Origin of the sequence: Flexithrix dorotheae DSM 6795 (assembly GCF_000379765.1) — a bacterium.
GTDB lineage: Bacteria > Bacteroidota > Bacteroidia > Cytophagales > Flammeovirgaceae > Flexithrix > Flexithrix dorotheae.
In genome coordinates this window covers 15,599-34,862 of sequence record NZ_KB903436.1, presented here as the reverse complement: position 1 = coordinate 34,862, position 19,264 = coordinate 15,599, and the positions used below count along the sequence as shown (strand labels likewise).

General features: G+C 38.7%; 13 protein-coding genes. 1 reads left to right on the top strand and 12 read right to left on the bottom strand.

Annotated features, from left to right (window positions below):
• Nucleotides 1–49: 49 nt before the first annotated feature.
• On the bottom strand, nt 50–1,111 hold the full coding sequence (locus tag A3EM_RS42100) for a glycoside hydrolase family 88/105 protein (RefSeq protein WP_020528257.1): 1,062 nt from the start codon (nt 1,109–1,111) through the stop codon (nt 50–52).
• Nucleotides 1,112–1,565: 454 nt separating this feature from the next.
• Between A3EM_RS42100 and A3EM_RS0110960 the strand changes: the two genes are divergently transcribed.
• Nucleotides 1,566–2,555, top strand: a complete 990-nt coding sequence (locus A3EM_RS0110960) for a sialidase family protein (RefSeq protein WP_342663054.1) — start codon at nt 1,566–1,568, stop codon at nt 2,553–2,555.
• Nucleotides 2,556–3,105: 550 nt separating this feature from the next.
• On the opposite strand, the gene A3EM_RS0110950 is transcribed toward A3EM_RS0110960, so the two are convergent.
• From A3EM_RS0110950 to A3EM_RS0110900, 11 genes are all read right to left on the bottom strand, one after another.
• The gene (locus A3EM_RS0110950; RefSeq protein ID WP_020528254.1) at nt 3,106–4,359 is read right to left on the bottom strand and encodes an NAD(P)/FAD-dependent oxidoreductase; all 1,254 of its coding nucleotides are present in this window, start codon (nt 4,357–4,359) and stop codon (nt 3,106–3,108) included.
• An 80-nt stretch (nt 4,360–4,439) separates the two neighbouring features.
• Complete coding sequence (locus A3EM_RS0110945) at nt 4,440–6,440, bottom strand: alpha/beta hydrolase (RefSeq protein WP_157637833.1); 2,001 nt, start codon at nt 6,438–6,440, stop codon at nt 4,440–4,442.
• A 238-nt stretch (nt 6,441–6,678) separates the two neighbouring features.
• On the bottom strand, nt 6,679–8,184 hold the full coding sequence (locus A3EM_RS0110940; protein ID WP_020528252.1) for a SusD/RagB family nutrient-binding outer membrane lipoprotein: 1,506 nt from the start codon (nt 8,182–8,184) through the stop codon (nt 6,679–6,681).
• A gap of 18 nt (nt 8,185–8,202) precedes the next feature.
• Nucleotides 8,203–11,283 carry a SusC/RagA family TonB-linked outer membrane protein gene (locus tag A3EM_RS0110935; protein ID WP_044238105.1) on the bottom strand — a complete coding sequence of 1,027 codons (3,081 nt, stop codon included), beginning with the start codon at nt 11,281–11,283 and terminating at the stop codon, nt 8,203–8,205.
• Nucleotides 11,284–11,724: 441 nt separating this feature from the next.
• Complete coding sequence (locus tag A3EM_RS45735; protein ID WP_020528250.1) at nt 11,725–12,564, bottom strand: PIG-L deacetylase family protein; 840 nt, start codon at nt 12,562–12,564, stop codon at nt 11,725–11,727.
• 32 nt (nt 12,565–12,596) lie between these two features.
• The gene (locus A3EM_RS0110925) at nt 12,597–13,613 is read right to left on the bottom strand and encodes an amidohydrolase family protein (protein WP_020528249.1); all 1,017 of its coding nucleotides are present in this window, start codon (nt 13,611–13,613) and stop codon (nt 12,597–12,599) included.
• Between the two features lie 67 nt (nt 13,614–13,680).
• On the bottom strand, nt 13,681–14,883 hold the full coding sequence (locus A3EM_RS0110920) for an SIS domain-containing protein (protein ID WP_044238101.1): 1,203 nt from the start codon (nt 14,881–14,883) through the stop codon (nt 13,681–13,683).
• A gap of 218 nt (nt 14,884–15,101) precedes the next feature.
• Nucleotides 15,102–16,013, bottom strand: coding sequence for a polysaccharide lyase (locus tag A3EM_RS0110915; protein ID WP_157637832.1), 912 nt, complete (start codon nt 16,011–16,013; stop codon nt 15,102–15,104).
• A gap of 38 nt (nt 16,014–16,051) precedes the next feature.
• A complete protein-coding gene (locus A3EM_RS0110910) occupies nt 16,052–17,128 on the bottom strand; it encodes an amidohydrolase family protein (RefSeq protein WP_020528246.1) in 1,077 nt (358 codons plus the stop codon).
• A 63-nt stretch (nt 17,129–17,191) separates the two neighbouring features.
• Nucleotides 17,192–18,184, bottom strand: a complete 993-nt coding sequence (locus tag A3EM_RS0110905) for a glycoside hydrolase family protein (RefSeq protein WP_157637842.1) — start codon at nt 18,182–18,184, stop codon at nt 17,192–17,194.
• Nucleotides 18,185–18,204: 20 nt separating this feature from the next.
• Nucleotides 18,205–19,263 carry a dihydrodipicolinate synthase family protein gene (locus A3EM_RS0110900; RefSeq protein WP_020528244.1) on the bottom strand — a complete coding sequence of 353 codons (1,059 nt, stop codon included), beginning with the start codon at nt 19,261–19,263 and terminating at the stop codon, nt 18,205–18,207.
• Nucleotide 19,264: the final 1 nt, after the last annotated feature.

The following is a 19,264-nucleotide window of genomic DNA, read 5'->3' as shown; positions in this document are numbered from 1 at the left end:
ACCTTAAAGAAAATGAAGTGAAAAATTAGTGGATAAAATCTTGGTAACGCTAATCCTGCTTTAATCTAAGTATGGCTGTGGCTGACCAAAGTACAGCAGCCTGCCCATGGAAATTTCCAGTACTTGTAGGTCTTGTCAGGTAATGTTTCCTGGAATCTTTGGCGTTAGTTCCGATGCAGACATTTTCGGTTTCCCCTTTGTCATTGACATATCCTGCAAGGGCATCCCAGCCTTTTGAAACTTTTGGCCCATAATCATCAACATCCAGCCAACCATAATCTATACCTGTGGCCAGGGCATAAAGGAACATACCTGTGCATGAAGTTTCCGGATAGCTATCCGGATCATCCAATAATTGATGCCACATGCCCTCTTCATCCTGGTGAGTTGCAATGGTCTTCATCATTTTTTGAAAAGCCGATTTTATATCCTGGTAATAGATATGATCTTGTGGCAATACCGGAATGATTTCCGCAAAAGCTGCGGCAGCCCAACCATTGCCACGCCCCCAGTAGAAAGGTGCATCTGCTCTGTGGTAAAACATTCCGTTAGGCCTTTGCAATTTCTCACAATAAACTTTAATTGTTTTAGCAGCCCGATTGAGGTAAACCGTATCTTTTAAGGATTTGTAAGCCTGAACCTGCAGGGAACCTACCATATACATGTCATCGATCCAGAAACGGGTAAAACTTGATAGGCCATCTTCCTGAAGCTTTTCAAATTCATGATCTGCAAGAAATTTTGGTTTTTCCAGATAGTGTGCATCACCCGTTTGGCGATAGATCTCAAAAGGCCAAATACCAAATACATTATAATCTACATGTCCCTTCAAATTGAATTTAAGCCCCTTTGAAAAACTGTGATACCCTTTCTTCACTTTCTCAAGTATTGCCGGATCATGAGTCACATCGGAAAAAATCAAACTGCCATAGTAAGCACAGACACGTTGATACCGCCAGCCAAATCTCCTGTGGATGACATTTTCTGCTACTTTTTTTCCAATAATTGCCGGATCATTTACAACTTCAATTTTCTTACCTACATTAACCTGTGCCTTAGCAGTCCATCCCAACAGGAAAAAACTCAAAAATAATGTTATTTTCTTCTTCATAAATTTATCATTGAATATTCAATCCGGTAATATTTTCCGAGTGCAGTAATTTTGTATCCATTACGCATACTATGCACGCCTGGAATAAATAATTTTCATTTCATGAAATCAGAATTGTAGCTTAAAACAGCCCTTAATATTATAAAATAATTATAGAATACGATTGGTAATCCGGTGTTTAGTGTAATTTATTTCAAAAAACAAAAAAAGATTTTAAAAGACAATATATTTGGGCGTCCACCCATAGTTTTCACCATTATCTTTAACTCAGTTGTTCAGTGATATTTCATTGTTGCAAAAAAGATGAATTCTAAAGGGTAACTTTTCATTGTCCCGGAGTATATTAAATAAAACAAAACTAATAAATATGAATCTGCGATATCATTTTTTAATAATAACCAATCTATTACTGTTATCAATTTCTCTATCCTTTGGCCAAAAACAAGGTATTTTAGTGGAAGAGTTTATTTACGAAAAGGCTCCCTTTAAAGAATGTCATGCCTCAACCATTGCTGAAACCGAGGGTGGCTTGGTAGCCTCCTGGTTTGGAGGGACTAAAGAGAAAAATAAGGATGTAGAAATTTGGGTAAGTAGAAAAATAAATGGTAAATGGAGTGATCCGGTATCTGTGGCAAACGGAATTCAAAACGAAGACTTAAGGTATCCTTGTTGGAATCCTGTACTGTACCAGGTCCCTGATGGACCATTGCAACTCTATTACAAAGTTGGTCCCAACCCCAGGGAATGGTGGGGATTAATCATAGAGTCTCATGATAACGGCCAATCATGGAGCGAGCCTGTGATGCTTCCGGAGGGTGTACTTGGTCCTATCAAAAACAAGCCTGTTTTATTGAGCAATGGCATGTTGATCAGTCCAACGAGTACAGAACATGATGGCTGGCGTGTGCATTTTGAGTATTCCATGGACCTCGGCAAGACCTGGACAAAAGGGGAGCCCATCAACGATGGTAAAAAATACAATGCCATTCAGCCAAGTGTACTCATTCATAAGGACGGAAAGCTTCAGATTATGGCAAGAAGTAAAGAGGTAAGTGTACTGACTTCCTGGTCTGAGGATAGTGGCATTCAATGGAGCGATTTGGAGCCTTCTGGACTGCCAAATCCCAATTCCGGAACAGATGCAGAAACCCTGAAAGATGGAAGCTTTTTGCTTGTGTATAACCATATTGGCAAAAATCCTAACAAGTGGGGAGGGAAAAGATCGCCTTTAAATGTTGCTGTGTCCTCCGATGGTAAGCAGTGGGATGCCGCACTTGTTCTGGAAGATGAGCCTGGGGAATACTCTTACCCTTCTGTGATTCAGGCAAAAGATGGTAAAGTTCATATTGTTTACACCTGGAAGCGGGACAAAGTGAAACATGTTGTGGTGGATCCTGATCAACTTATCAAAAAACCAATAAAAGATGGAAACTGGCCAGAGTAATTTCCAGAGGCCGACTTTATTCGGGTAGTATACTTTTTTATGTAGACACCCCCACCCTCAAACTTTTCAATCCTGTATAACCCGGCATATAGGGTAGAATATTAAAAATTTAAAAAAGTTGCGAAAGCAAATTTTTGGGAGTTTTCGCAACTTTTTTAATTTTATTAATGACCTTTCACCCAAAATTTCAATACTAAATTATAAGCAAAGCATTATGAATTAGCTTTTGTCTATTTTTCCAGTCGATGAAAAATAGACGAAAAAATCTTGCCTTCAAAAAGGTCTTCCGAGCAAGTAAGGAAGGTATTTGCAATATTTTCCCACTTGGGACTTGAAAAAAATCTCCCGTATCTGGTAGTCTTTCCCACACTAATTTTGAAGGCGGTCTTGCTTATGTACAGCATTATAATAAAATGAGTTTTTAGTAATTGATTAGCCAAAAATGTTTCATCCTTTATTGAAGTAGTTTAGTGTGGAAACCATACGTTTGATTAATTTTCAATATTCAAGGCTAATTGCCGGGTTATATTAACCCTTGGAAAAACATTTTTTAGAATCTTTTTAAAGAATAAAATGCAGGATTGATGTGTGTTTTTTGGTTTGAAAGTAATTCAGCAATTAACTGGCCTGTGCCCGGGGCCATACTCACACCTAACATACCATGACCAGTAGCAACTAGCAAATTCTTATGCCCGGTTGAAAAATCAATAATTGGAAGTTCATCCGAAGTCATGGGTCTCCAACCAGTCCATTCTTCATATTCACTTTCAGAAAAAGGTTCTTTTAGATATTCAGCAGCTCCTTTTTTGAGGGCATTTAGCCGCTTATTGTTTAAAACAGTACTATAATTGCTGAACTCCATGGTTCCACCTAACCGATAAGAATTACCCCAGGGTGTCGCCACCACTTTTCTTTCCTCAAAAATACAGGGTACCTTTGGGGAGTATTTAGGACTTTGCATAGTAATGCTGTAACCTTTCCCGGGTTTTACCGGGATCTTAATACCCAATTGAGATTGGAAGAGGGGAGACAGTGCGCCCCCAGCCAGGATATAATGATGGGCTTTAAGTTTTTCTCCATTGCTGGTAATTACCTCACTTACCTGGTCCTTTTGTGTATTGAAAGTGTTTACCTTTACCCCATCTTTAAAATTAACTCCTCTCTCCTTGAGCAGGGTATTCAGGCTTGTAATTAATTTATCCGGTTTTAAAGAGGCATCATTCTCATAAAGAAAGCCACCAAAAACATCTTCCCTGATAGCAGGTTCAAAATCAATCAGTTTTTTTTCAGCAAATGGTTTAGCGGCCAGTCCTATTTCAGATATAAGTTTTTCATTTACCTTTTCATAGTCATAAAAAGTTTTTTCATGCTTAAATAAGAATAATATTCCTTTATCATTCCAGTCGCAATTGATTTTTTCTTCCGCCAAAAACTGGTCATAAAGTTGTCGGGAGCTTTGTAAAATATTATGCCGGCCGTGCATTGCCCGCTCAATGGATGCTTTGCTGGAATTCAGTGCAAATTGAGTCAGCCATTGCATCATGGAAAAGTTTAATTGCGGTTTGATATAAAAAGGGGAGTCGGGCTTCATCAGCCATTTTGTTGCTTTCCACATGAGTTTCGGGCTATTTAATGGCAAAGCATGACTGGGGCTTACCAAACCACAATTACCATAGGAAGCGGCTTTTTTCATAGGGCCTTCGTCCACAATGGTTACTTCATATCCCTTTTTGTTCAAATAATAGGCAATGAAAAGACCGACTACTCCACCTCCAACAATTAAAACATCTGATTTATTATTCACTTAATTCAGGATTAAATTCTTTTAAACTGAGGTTGTTGTTTACTCTAAGCTAATTAACTAATGAGGAATTTATATTTTTACTAGGGTTTCCATTCCGATACTTTTTCCACTTTTATCCAATGATTTGAAGTACCAAGGTTGGTATACAGTTTTTCTGCCCATTGATAGGAGGGAGGCAAGTCCTTAACTGCTATAAAATTGTTTGGGAAAAGTAACCCTGCTACCTGTGGCAAGTCAGTAATACGCAAACAATTAAGCATTTCAATCGCATCCCCGGTTCCATCAGGACTACTGGCTATATTCTGAGTAGCTGGTGGGTTTTTAATGACCAGGTTTTTGATATTTCCATCCAATAGGGCAGCATAAAGGGCAACCGTTGCCATTTCACCTTGTGCGGCAATACTTATATTTTCGGGGTCTATACCTGAAGTATTTCTTAGAACCTGAACACATCGAAGTACATCATATACCCTCATAGAGGCAATTGTACGACCGGTCCAGTTGGATGCTCTTCTAATGTGCCATTGTAATTGCTGGGACCAGCCCGTATTCCCAATTCCCCTAGCTTCGAAAAAAACAATATTCATGTTTTTCCCCGCTCCTGAAACAAAACCTTCAGAAGCATATCTTTTTTCTTCCGGGTTTCTCAATACTAATAAAACCGGCTGAAGGCTATCTTTTGGAAGGGTTCTTTTTAAGGATAATTCTAATTTCCAGTCTTTTTCTGAGGTGAACCTATAAACCTCTCTTCCATATTTTCCGAAATTTTTATCCTGAAATTCCAAATGGACATCCAAAGGCGTTTCTTTTTTGGGGAAAGCATGAAAGGTCTGTTTTTTTAGGAAATCGATAACAGTTGTTCGATAATTTTCAAATTCTTTTTTATTGGAAATTTCGGGGGGACTTGCCAGTTTCACAAAGGAATCCTGAATAGTTGAGGTACGATCATCCTCAGGAATGCCATCCACATACACCCGAAGTTCTTCTACAGAAAGTCGGGGCAATATTTCCTGATCAAAAGCTTCTATTTCTTTTTCAGAAATGTCTTTGTCCATCAGTTCTTTAAGGAAAAAAGCCAGGATATCTTTTCTTAGTTCAAAAGTTTCCCCATAGCCATGTTTGCCAGATCCTTCGGCCAAAATGAGGTTTTCCTCCTCCTCATAAAAAGTGTATATTTTTTTAATTTTGTTATATAAAGTCTGCACGCTTTCGAAGGAATAATACCCATCCCTATTGGTTTGGGCAATCATAAAAGGACGAGGTGCAATGAGGGCTCCGAAATCAGCAAAATCCTGGAGATAGGTGTTGTTGGGCATCATACAATCGCAGTGCTCATCGATTGTGCGGTGGTAAATTTGTCCTTCCAAAGAACCAGCCCCGGCTACTGCAGCAGCTGCCTTAATCCGTTGGTCAATGGCTGGTAAGTACCAACTTTGTGAACCTCCCCCTGAGATACCAGTAACCCCAATCTTTTCTGGGTCAACTTCTGGCAACTGAGATAACAAATCAATTCCCCTGATTCCATTCCATGTTTCTACACCAGCCGCATTGTAACCACGACTATACCAGTGGAACTGACCATATGATTCCTGGCCCCGATGCATTCCCCGAACTTCCCCAAATTGAATGGTCTCGATAACCAGACAAACAAAACCTAGCTTTGCAAATTTCTGGGCATGTTCCTGGTATCTTTCTTTTTGAGTGGGTGCATGACCGCAAACATATAATATTGCTGGAACAGGTTTTTTTATACCATCGGGAATATAGAGGTTCGCAGGCACATATAAACTGGGTAAAGACTCATAATAAATTTTTTCAATCCTATAGCCTTTTTGCCTGACAGTTCCTGTTTTTTTAATATTTAAGGGAGGGCGTTCCCCTTCCAGAGGGTTGTCATAAAGCCCTAACATTTCTACTAATTCTCTGTATCGTTGTTTTTTAATGCCTTCCCAATCTCCAAGGGAATTCACCCCTGATAGAGAATTTTGAGTGATTTCACAGGCAGTACGGTTTAGATAGTATCGTATATTATTGGGCTGGCTATTTCCAAAGGGTATTTGGGCAAAGCATAAAGTAGTCATTAGCCAAAAAATTAAACCTATAATTATTTTAGCCTGCATGCAATTATAAAATTTTATCATTATTAATATTCCTCCTTATCTCATTTCAATTTCATGAAAAAAAAAGAGCAGGCCAACACCTATGGTTAAATTCTGAAAAATTTTTATTCCATAGCCATAGATGTTGGCTTATAAACTGTGATAATTTTTTGTGGTTACCCAAAACCCTGCTCCTTTTTATTTATAGCTGGTGTTGAAATTATTCTTCCGGAGGAAATTGACCCTGTTTGGGATGGGCATAAGGAAGCCCGGGTTTGGCATCCCACCAAACTTTGCTCATTGGATCATCTCCGTTTGCCAGTCTTTTTGCTGCGGTAGTCATATTGTCCAGGTTTTTAGCATGTTCATCCAGTGGGTACATCTGACGCCTTGGCAATTGCCCTCCTGTATCAGAAGGTCCATCACCAATCCAAATTTTTGGATAACCTGTCCTTCTGTATTCGGCCCAGGCTTCGTGAGTCTGGTAATAATTGGCCAGGTATTTTTGTACTATAATTTCCTCCAATTGTTCCTCCTCAGTCCCACTTAGCGAACCATATGGGCTGGCCAGATACGCATCAATACTGTCCTGACTTACGCTATAAAGCGCCATCGCATCCTGAATCCCCTGTTGGAAAAGGTCTTCCTGATCCCCTGAAATTATCCCTGCTAAAGCAGCTTCTGCCTTTAAGAATTTTACTTCCGCTGCAGTAAAGACTTTGAAAGTATAATCAGATACCAAGAAAGTTTCGCCTACTTTGGTGATACTGTCTCCTGAATACCTTGGTTTTTGTGTCTCAGATACCATATTAAATGGCCTTGATCGGTACCCTGCAAATTCTGATTCTGTGAGATAAATGCTCAGCCTTGGATCATTCCTTTGAAGCAGGTTTTCACTTACAGTCATGGATGGATGTAAGGGGTTTACATTATTATTAGCAACATAGTTATAAAATGGGCCTCTGTTTTCATTGAGGACGGCATCATCACCCTCAGCAGTAAGCTCCGCATTTTGATCATTGCTGTCAATTAAAGGGCTGTTGATTACCTCACTGATATGTTGTTGGGCCAGCCCGGCATCCACATATCTTACCCTCATAGCCAACCTGAACCGTAAGGAATTGGCAAAGCGCTCCCATGCGTAAATATCTCCCTGAAATAAAATATCTGCAGTGCCATAAGACTTTTGGTTTTCTTCATCCCTTAATTGTGCAGCAGCCTCTTTTAATGTATTCAATAAATCCTTGTAAATGAATTCTTGTTCATCATACTTAGGTTTTGTGATAATTTCTTCAAAAGCAAGAGCGGCTTCAGTATAAGGGACATCACCTAAATTATCGGTCATTCGGTAAAATAACCATGCTTTCCAGATTTTGGCTATTGCATTTTTATTGGAAAAGGTGGGGTCCTCAGCCGTTAGGCGTTCAAGCTCAGTAACATTTACGATTTTAGCCCTGTAATCATCAAAACTTCCTATTACATTTTGAAGAGGAAATCCAGAAGAAGGATTACTCACATAACCAGCATATTCTCCGATTCTGCCAAAATCAATAATATCAAAAATTGACTCTTTTAAAACATAAGTTAAGATGGCATCAGGGTTTACTTTATCCTTTGTAACCAGATTTGGGTCGGTGTTAATTTCCTCAAAATCATCAGTACATGCACCAGTTACAGCGATGAGGAGTGCCCACAAAAAAGCTGTTTTTATATCTTTAAATTTCATTGTCCTTAAGCGTTTAAATTAGAATGTAAGCGATAGATTAAATCCAATACTTCTTGTCGTAGGAATGGAGGCAAATTCGTAGCCTTGTGCAGCCGCTGTAGGAGCAAAGGCGTTTTCCGGACTAATCCCCATCAATTTTGCCTGCGGATCGCGGTAGAGGTATAATAAATTCCTGCCAACAATGGATAATTGAGCTGTTCTAAAAGGAGTTTTTGATAACATGGAAGAGTTAAAATTATAACTGAAGCTGGCTTCTCTCAAAGAGACATAATCAGCATTCATGACAAATTCTTCTCCAATATTTCCCCATGCTTTTTGGGCATAATAGGCTTGTGCGGCTACCACCTGGGTATTCTCGGAAAAGGAGCCATCTTCATTTTCCACTACACCATCAGCAACAAGATTATCCCTGTTTTCAGTAAATTTTCCGGTTCCCTTTGCAGTCTGGTCATACTTGCTGAAGGAATAAATCTGCCCACCTTTTCTAACATCAAGCAAGCCACTTAAACTAAACCCTTTAAAAGAAAAGGTGTTGGTAATCCCTGCTAACCAGTCTGGCTGAATGTTACCTAATACAACCCTTTCGTTATCGCGCTGATAGGATCCTAGTTCAGTAATGATGAATCTTCCTTCTTCATTTCTCTTATAAGGGAACCCCACAATATTACCGAAAGATTCACCAGGTCTGGCTTCAATACTGGCATTACTTGTACTGATTAGTGTATAAGAATCTATGTCCTCAATAAGAGACACAACTTTCGATTTGTTTTTAGAGAAATTGACAGATAAATCCCATTTGAACGTGTTACTCATCGAAATAGGTGTTCCTGACAATAACAACTCAATCCCCTCATTTTTTATCTCTCCTGCATTCACCAATAAAGTAGAGTAGCCGGTTGAAGCTGAAATTTCTGCAGGGAGAATTTGATTGATGGTAGAAGAATTATAATAAGTAAAATCCACACTTAGGCGATTATTAAAAAAGCGAATGTCGGTACCCGCCTCAAATGAAGAGGTGAGCTCATTTTTGAGATCCGCATTTTTTACATTACTGGTCACACTGGCATATCTTTGACCCTTAAAAGTATTTTGGGAAATGGCATAACCAGTAATGGTTTGATAGGGAGTTGCATCATTACCTGCTTCTGCATAAGAAACTCTTAGTTTACCAAAAGTTAGGATGTTGGAGTCAACCTGCAGGGCATCTGTAAATACGAAACTAAGGCTGCTTGACGGATAAAAGAATGAATAATTATTAACTCCCAAGGTAGAAGACCAGTCATTTCTACCTGTAACATCAAGGAATAAAAAGTTCTTATAACCTAATTGCCCATTGAAAAATACAGAGTGTGTTTCTTTTCTGATGTAAGCTGGAGTTGCCACCAAATTTAATGTATTTGTGATTTGATACAGGTCTGGAATATCCAGTTTCGTTCCGGTATATCCCACTCTTTCAAGCTTATAATTGTACTTGTTTAATCCAAGGTTAAGAGATCCTGTAAAGTTCTCAGAGAAATCCTTTTTGGCTGTCAGGATGATATCGGTATTCAGTTCTTTCACATTATACATGTTTTCTTTAACAATACCGTCCCTTCTTGCACTTCCCGGGGTGCCTTGTCCCACCCTTTCTGACCTGATATCCGTGTAAAAATCACTACCAACCCTGGCCATAAGACTCAACCAATCCGTGAATTCATAATTGGCAGAAACAAAACCGATTACTCTGTCCCTTTGATCTTCAGTAAGGAATTCGTTTACAATCCAATAAGGGTTTGTAGGAGAATTATTCTTCCAGTTTCGGTAAGCTCCATCTTCGGTTTTATATTCTTTGAGCCAGTCTAAATCTACATGACGGCCCATTAAATTTAAGCTGGGGGCCACCGATTCACTTGATGACTGCCCGATTACCGGTCTGTTTTTCCCTTTTTGATTTACATAATTGGCCTTGGCTTCCACCCTAAGCTTATCAGTAACATTTGCGCCTATATTCATGTTCACGGTATTCCTGTCAAATGAACTATTGGGAAGAATTCCTTCATTTGTGAGATTGGAAACTGATAACCTGAAGTTAATTTTATCAGACCCTGTAGTTACTGCAAGTGTATTGGTAAAGGTTTTTCCAGTTCTGTAAAAGTTTCTGATGTTATCTTCCGGCTGTCCTACAAGTGGAACAAGACCTAATTCAGGCAATGTTTGAATACCCACCAGTTGACCTTCCATTTTTGGCCCCCATTGGTCCAGCAACCAGCCTGGATAAACCGGATATTCGACCCCATCAATTGTTTGGGTATTCCAGGCACTAAAATCATCATCATAGCCACCTGCATATTTATTCTGAAAGGTTGGAAGAACATTAGGTTCTTCAAAAGTGGCATTAGAATTAAACGAAACACCAATACCTTTTTTAGCGGAGGTTTTGGTGGTAATTAAGATTACCCCGTTTGATCCTCTAGAACCGTAAAGTGCTGCAGCATTAGGCCCTTTTAAAACAGATAAAGATTCAATGTCATCGGGGTTGATATTTTGAATGCCATCTCCGTAATCTCTTCCTCCCCAAATACCCGCTGCTCCCAGGTTATCATTATTAATAGGCACTCCATCCACCACATATAAGGGCTGGTTGTTTCCACTTAAAGAACTATTACCTCTTATGGAAACAAAAGAAGATCCGCCTACACCTGCAGAAGATGAGTTCACATGTACACCAGCTACCTTTCCCTTTAGTCCATTCATTACGTTAGTTTCCCTTGCAATTGAAAGATCTTCCCCTTTAACTTCCTGTGCAGAATAACCTATTGCCTTTTTTTCCCTTTCGATTCCAAAGGCCGTTACTACAACTTCCGAAAGTTGCTGTACATCTGCCTCCAGAGTAATATCCACTACAGACCTGTTCATGATCCCTTCCTCCAAGGTTTGGTAGCCAATAAATGAAAACACCAAAATACCATCAGGTGGAGCATCAATAGAAAACTTTCCGTTTATATCAGTTACAGTCCCTGTTGCTGTACCTTTTATTAATACATTCACCCCCGGTAAGGGATCCTTACCCTGATCAGCGGTAACTGTACCAGTGACTATTCTGCTTTGAGCATAAGCCATTTGATGTAAAAAAATGCTTAAAATAAAAATCCAAAAGTTAATGCCAAAATGTATTTTAAGGCATTGCAAAACATGAAAAGTGTAATTTTTAAATTTCATAATAATTTTGATTAGAGATATACGGGAAGGAATAATTACTTAGAAATGTTTCATAACATTTTTAATAAGTTTTTGAAAATTATTAACAGTAAAAATGAAATATATTTCAGTATATGTAAATCTATAGAAAGATAAGATAAATAACAAGTCTTTTATAACCTTTCGTTATATTTTCGTTAAATTATTTATGCAGTTTTACTTTAGTGTGTAAGGTGAAAGGAAATTGTGTTAATTTTTGGTGAAAATTCAATAACCTACTACTTAGTTCAGGTTGGAAAAATGAACTTGTTCATCACGGTATTGGCATTTAGGATAAAGAGTGAAAGGAAAAGGGAAAGCTTTTTAATGAAAGATATCTTCTGATGAGGTAGTTGGAGCCATAAAAGGCCTCAAGTAGACTGAGTAATTAAACTTTTTAAACTTTAAAGCCTTTTGTTCCATCACCTCAGGACCAAATTGGCTTTGGTAACAAGACAGCGCTTCCAAGGTTTTTGAAAGATCCTCTTTGTTGTAATTAATTTTGGTGGTAAGGTACTGATCATCAATGCTTCGGAGTATTTGTTCCGGTTGATCCTTAAAAATAGAAGCAGGTTGCCCGTAGTAATATAAAAATTGTTGTTTTGACCTTTTTTTGCTTAGAAAAACATGAGTGACGGTAGCCCCTACCAACCGGTGGTCAACATGATTGGAACCTCCATCTGGCCCCCAGGTAATAATTGCATCAGGTTGTATTTCACTAAATAGAGTATCCATTTTCCGGATAAGCTCCTGTGCTACCGGAGTGTGCCCAAAAAAGCCCTTGTCTAAATCCAATTGATCATGAAAACCAAGATGGATTGGTGGTTCGATACCAAATCTTTCGGCAGCACATTTTGCTTCCTCTTTTCTAAGTTCAACCAGCCCTTCCCCCGAGGGAAGACCTGAGCGTCCTGTACCCAGTCGCCCGTCAGTAACAATCACAAGATAAACTTTAACTCCTTCGTTGGCGTATTTTGCAAGCAACGGCCCAACTGAAATTTCATCATCAGGATGTGCAAAAACAGCCATTAATACTTTTTCCTCCACAGCTTGGGACTGGGGTGTGCACTGGGTAAATAAAAACAAACCTGATATGAAGATCGCCTTAAGAAATGATGTAGAAATAGCTGTTTTCCTTAAAATAAGCGGAATGACATTTTTCATGGTTTTTAGCAATTAAATGGACAAATAAAATATTAAAAGTCAATTTTAAGTTGGTACCAGGATTTGGCATTCGAATAATAGATTTTGTCAATAACCTCTTTTGGTAAATTCAATCCCGCAAAAGAGCCATTAACAGCAGGCGTACTCATAGTTTCATTAGTCGCAAAATATTGCCAATCCATCATCCAGACTTCATGGGCTCTGTTCATCACTTCCTGAGGAGCCAGGTTGGTTTGCGGCTCCAGATCCGTTCCATAAATAATCCTGTCCTGATATCTGACGAAAAAATCATATACTTTTTGCCAATTGGTAATGGACTGATATTGTAAGTGGCATATCCTGTCTGTGAGATCAACAGCCATGTTTGGAAATTTTTCTAACCGTTTGGCCACCTCATCTATACACCATTCCATACTACCCAAATGTGCTCCAATGTATTTTAGCCCGGGGCGTTTTACAAGTAAATTATCTCTGGACTGAATCAACTCTTCATAAGTAGGATATTGTGGATGAAGGTACATGTGGTATTCAGGATGTTCCTTATAATAATTTCGGTCATTGTTGACAGTCATTTCTTCCAAAGGAAGCCAGCAGTTTTTGGGCTCCCCTATATGTCCTAAGACTGTGATGTTATTGTCTTCCACAAAATCAAATATTGGGTCAAATAATGGGTCGTCTATCATGATGAATTTCCCATTATTGTCCTGGAGGGTCATTCCAATATTTTTCCATACTTTCATTCCGGCTGCACTTTGTTCAAAAGAAGCTTTGAGGTATGCTAAAGCTTTTTCTTCCCAATTGTCCGAATGAAGGTGCTCTGTTGAAAATGAAGTTAAATAGCCCACTTGACCCTGAAAGTCTTTCGAAAGCTGGTGAATATGTGATTGTTGTTTGGCTAAGACAGGATATCCTGGTACTTCTGTATTTATACTCAACAAATAAAATTGGTCACGCCTTGCCTGGTTCATAAATGAAGTGAAATGACCATTTATATGAACATGTGCATCAATTTTTTTTACCGTGTAGAAGTCTTCCAAGTTGTAATGCATCCTTTTAATAATTGTGGTTTCAGTTTAAGTATATTGCCAAAGAAATAAAATTAATACGATTATCAGGTTATTCTGAAGTTGCCTCCTTGTAACTGTTTTGTTTATAAGGGTATAAGTTCACCCCTTTTACCACTCTTGAAATGGCACCATTTAAAGAAGGGGAGTCCGGTGAAAGTCCTAATAAGTATGATTTAAAAAATGCAAGCATTTGGGCAGGTAGCACATTGATTATCGGTAATAAATCCTGGTCAATTTTAGGACTGTTTTTTTGACCAAGCTCTATTGCAATATTATAAAGATGGGGGGTAGCCAAATGCTCTCCAATTCCAATTCTGCACATCCCTTTTTCTCCATTGTCTATTTCCTGGATAAAATCAGCTTCATATTGTTCAATGTAAGGTTCATTCGAGCACATATAAATGAGTAATGATTTGTTATCAATAACTGCTTTGGGCCCATGTCTTAAACCAAGAAAAGAATCATGCTTACAGATGACCATACCACTTGTAAGTTCCTGAAGCTTCAAATGGGCTTCCCTGGCAGAACCCAATAAAGGACCTGATCCCAGAAAAATTGCCCTGGTAAAATCCATTTTTGCCACATCAAGCAAAACCTTACTATATTCATTCAATACCTTTTGAGCACTTTCCGCCAGGTGTTCTATTTGTTCCTCAAGGAAGCTTATTTCCTCAATTTTAGAAATTAGATAACCAGTCAAAACCATGGAGGTAAAACTGCCTGTCATAGCCAATCCCTTGTCATTAGCCTTTGGAGGTAATAAAAGAAGTAAACTGTTTTCAGGGGAAATTTCATCGATAATATCCCCATCTTTATTGCAGGTGATAACAATATGGTAGATTTTTTCACAAATGCTATCCGCTAACCTTATGGTTGCCAGGCTTTCAGGACTGTTACCCGACCTCGCAAATGATACCATTAATGTTGGGGTATGTTTATTGAGGTAATTTTCTGGATGCGTAACCAGGTTAGTAGTTGCTACTGCCCTTGCATTATGATTGGTATTTTTTTGAAAAAGTCCTTCCAAAATATCACCGATAAATGCAGATGAACCTGCTCCGGTAAGGATAATCTGTAAGTTTTTATTTGAATAAGCCCTTTGAAGAAAGCTTAAAGTATGGGTTTTGTTTTCATTTAAATGTTCAAAAGTTTTCAGCCATAAATCTGGTTGTCCACAAATTTCTCTTGCAGTATTTAATCCATCAAATTCTTGTAATTCCCTTTCGGAGAAACCTAGATATATTTCTTCCATTTTATTTTGTTTTGATTCATGATATAAACATATCATTATTTTTTTATTTTCGAAACCTTTTCTTTTATAAATTTTAAAAAAATATGACTCTTTTTGGAAAAGAAAGTAGAAATTTGGAGTAAAGCCCAGTTTTGCATTGAATTGAAGGAGTTACCATCACCTTAGTATTTTCTTTTCAATATGTTGTAATTTAGAATTAGGAGAGTCAAATTAGTCTGTTATTCTTCCTTGCAATTGCAGGTAATTGGATTGGTAGAAACTAAAATATTATCAAAGTAGCGTTCCTGCTGCTTTGGAGAACCACTATTCCAGTAGTTTTCAAAAAATACGGCATTGATCATCATATTTTCGGGGTTCGTATTCCAATCAGAATGCCAATTGAGGTCATATCGTGCTGCCTGAAGGGTATCATCTATCCAAAACTCGAAAACTCCATTTGCCTGACCTGGGGTATTCAATTTTACATGCCCTACGACACAATACCATTTTCCTACATTACTATCATTAAAAAGATCGGTTGTTCCTGTGATATTACCGAGCCACCTTAAATGATCGAAGTCATTATATTTTTGAGAAACAAGCTCTCCCCCTTCACTTATGCCACTTGCGGGATCCAATACCAGATAATTATTTTCAGGACCACCACTCCAGATATGCCCAATCATTCCTTGTGCCCAGTCATCATTGACCATTGTGGTGACCCTGGTAAGTTTAGCAGCCCCACCACCTTCCCATCCGATCTGGTTTTTTACCTCTAATTTCCAATAAATTTCATTAAATTGTTGTTGTGGAAAACTTGCGTGTTTACTGATATATTCACCAGGAGTTTTCCCAAAAGATTTTCTCAAGGCACCGGCATCCACTTCTCCCTTTTGCCAAATAGCTCTCATACCAGCACTGCCATCTCTCCCAACCCCATCAAGTCTAACAAAATCCCCGTTATCATCATGGTATTCAAAATAACGATTGCTTAAAGGATCGTCCGACTCAAAATCATCACAAAAAATGATACCCTCTATTTCTTCGGTACAAGAAAGGCAATAGGAGGTAGGGGGAACATCTTTTTTTTGAGTGGTATGATTACAAGCAGAAGCTAGAAATAAAGCCAATAAAATTAATGTACTAATCAATGCTATAAATTTTATTTTTACAAATTCGAATGAGCATTTTAATTGAATATCTTAAACCACTTTTGGGCATTATGGAGATAAATATCATCCACAATTTCTTTAGGCAATTTCAAGCCTTGAAATGGCTCATCTACCAAATCACTTGTCATCTCTTCATCTGTTACAAAAAAGCGCCAGTCCCTCAACCATGTGTTGTGTAAATACTCATGTAAGTCATTGACTTCTCTTTTGCCTGAATCTCCTAAATCAGTGGCGTACAATACCCTGTCGTGGTATTTGATGAAAAAATCCCTTACTTTTTCCCTGTCATGGTGAGTTTGATAAAATACCTGCCCCATTCTGGCTGCGGTTTCCACTGCCATATTGGGAAATTTATCCAATCTTTTAGCAATTTCATCCACATCCCATTCCATGCTTCCTAAATGTGCTCCTATGAATATCAGGTTGGGATTTTTCTCCAGCATTTTGTCCCTGGCAACAATCTGGTCTTCATAAGAAGGTAATTCCGGGTGAAGGAACATATGGTACTGAGGATGTGAAGCATAGTATGTGCTATCGTTATTAGTCGTCATTTCATTGAGAGGCAACCAGCAGTTTTTAGGTTCACCAAGGTGCCCGATAACTGGTATTTTCCTATCGGCAAGCATTTGAAAGATGGGGTCAAGTTTTGGGTTGTCTACCATGATAAGCTCTCCATCTTTGTCCCGGTAAACCATACCAATATTTTTCCAGACCTTCACGGCCCTGGCACCGTTGTTTATGGCAGAATCTAGCATTTGAAGCTGTCTTTCCAGCCAGTTAGGTTCATCCCAACCCTCCATGGTGAAGGCGGTAGCAAATTGAATTTCCTCAGGGTGTTTGCTTACCTGATAAACAGAATAGGCATATTGCTCTCTTACCTTTTTTTCTTTGTTATGGGAATCCAATCCAATAGTCAGTAATTTAAAATTATCATTTTTGGCCTGATCGTAGAAAGCCAGACGTTCGGTATGAATATGAACATGTACATCTGTTTTCGTCACTTTTTCAAAATCACTTATCTTGTAATATGATGCTTCCTCATTGCAGGAAGAAATAAGAAAAATGAGCAAAACAGAAGAAATAAAATTTTTCATTGCATTAGAGTTATAATTTTTGTGATCAGTTTACCCTCAGGCTCCTTTTAAAATTCCTCAGGTTTATTCAGTAGGCAAATACAATCGGACCTGGTCATGCATGGTATACAGATGGAAATTTCCCTTTTGGTCCGGGACAAGGATCGGACTGGAGTAATCCCCTTCAATTATAGGATTATGAGGATATTTTACCCAATGGATCAAATCGGTTGACATGGCCACGTTTGAGGACCATTTTGCATTAGTGGATTGCCAGTCAGGGTATGAAGAAGCATGATAATACATAAAATATTTGTCCTGAAATTTCACTATTTGATTGGTAGCTACAGCCCCTTTATCATAATCTCCCGGCCCTTTTTTTAAAACCGGTTCATCCTGTAAATTTTTCCAGATTCTTGGATCACCCGCGGAAGTGGCCAGCCAAATAGCTTCATCATCCCTTTCATAAAAAAGGTACCACTGTTCATTTTCAATCCATACTGTCGGTGTCCCAAAAGGTCCTGGAGCAATAGGCTCTCCATTTGTCTGGGAAATTTCCAAATCACCTAATTCTTCCCAGGAAATTCCATCTACGGATACAAGCACATGGGCGATGTCATTTGCCCCTTCTGCAAACATATAATACTTGCCCTGGTGCTTAGTTACCATCATATCCTCACACCATTTTTCCTCAAAGATTGGTTGTTCTGCATATCGCTCCCAATTGATTCCATCGGTGGAAGTAGCATAACCTAAATATTTTGGATCCTGATTATTACCCTTGTACCCGGAATACCACATTTTGTAATTCCCATCTTCCTGAAGGATAAATCCTCTTTCCCTTATTTTTTTGTCCCAGGTATCCCTTTCAGTGCCAGAAAATAAAGGATTCTTTTGATAGGGACTAAAGGCAACCATTTCCTTTGGGAATTGAAGGTTTTCCTGAGGAGAATTTTCTTTATCGGTATTTCCCTTTTCATTGTGCTGACAGGCAAATAGTCCCAGGAAGAGCACCGCTATTGCCCAATATTTATTCTTTTTGATTGTCGTAAAGTTTTTAGTTATAAATATTTCCATTTCAAAAATTCCGGATTGATTTAAATCCATTTGTTTAAATTTTCTTTTACAAAAGCATCATCATTTAATTCCGGGTATTCTTTGTACAACCTTGATATTTCTTCATACTGCCCAGGGGATAAATCTTCATCAGGATTCAGACACCAAATGCCCTCCAGCAACCCTTGTCTTCTCAAAACTTCATGCAGTCCGGCAATACATCCTTTGAAATTATTTGCGGCATCAAAAAAAACGGCATTGGTGTCAGTCACGGCAATTGCCCTGGTCAATATTTCCTGGGAGATGCCCTTGTTTTCTTTTTTAATTTGCTTAATTTCCCAGAGGAGCTCAACTGCTTTTTGTGTCCATACTGCCCAATGACCTAATAAGCCACCCACAATAGATTTTTCCCGAAGTTCGCCATTTACTTTGAAGGCATAATTGCTCAATAAGTCAACCACAATATTGTCATCATTACCTGTATAAAGGGCGATTTCCTTATATCTCGAGGAGTTGCAAACTGCCCTCACTACATCCAGTGTCTGGTACCGGTTAAAGGGTGCCATTTTGATGGCCTGTACATTCGGTATTTCAGCAAAGGCTTTCCAAAACTCATAGGTAAATACCTTTCCCCCCACGGCTGGTTGAAGGTAAAAACCAAAAACAGGGATAATTTTCGCTATTTTTTTTGCCCTTTCAATTAAAGCTTCTTCCGTCCAGTCATTCAACCCTCCCATGCTAAGTAAACCCATATCGTATCCCAGTTCTACGGCTGTTTCAGCTTCCTCAATAGCCTGTTCAGTGGGTCCGGTTATCCCTGCTATTTTGATAAAAGGTCTGTTTAAATTAGCCTTGTCTACCTCCTCTGCAGCCAATTGCAATACCGGTTTAAATAGGTTGTGTTGTTTATCCCGAATCTCAAACTGTGTGCTATGGACACCCACAGCAATTCCTCCAGCACCACTTGCCAGGTAATATCTACTTAAGCCCCTTTGTCTCCTTTCATCTAGTTTTCGGTTAGCATTAAGTGCCAAGGGATGTGCAGGAATAACGGTTCCCTCATGAAGGAGTTCTCTGATTTCTCTTTTTAATGTAGCCATT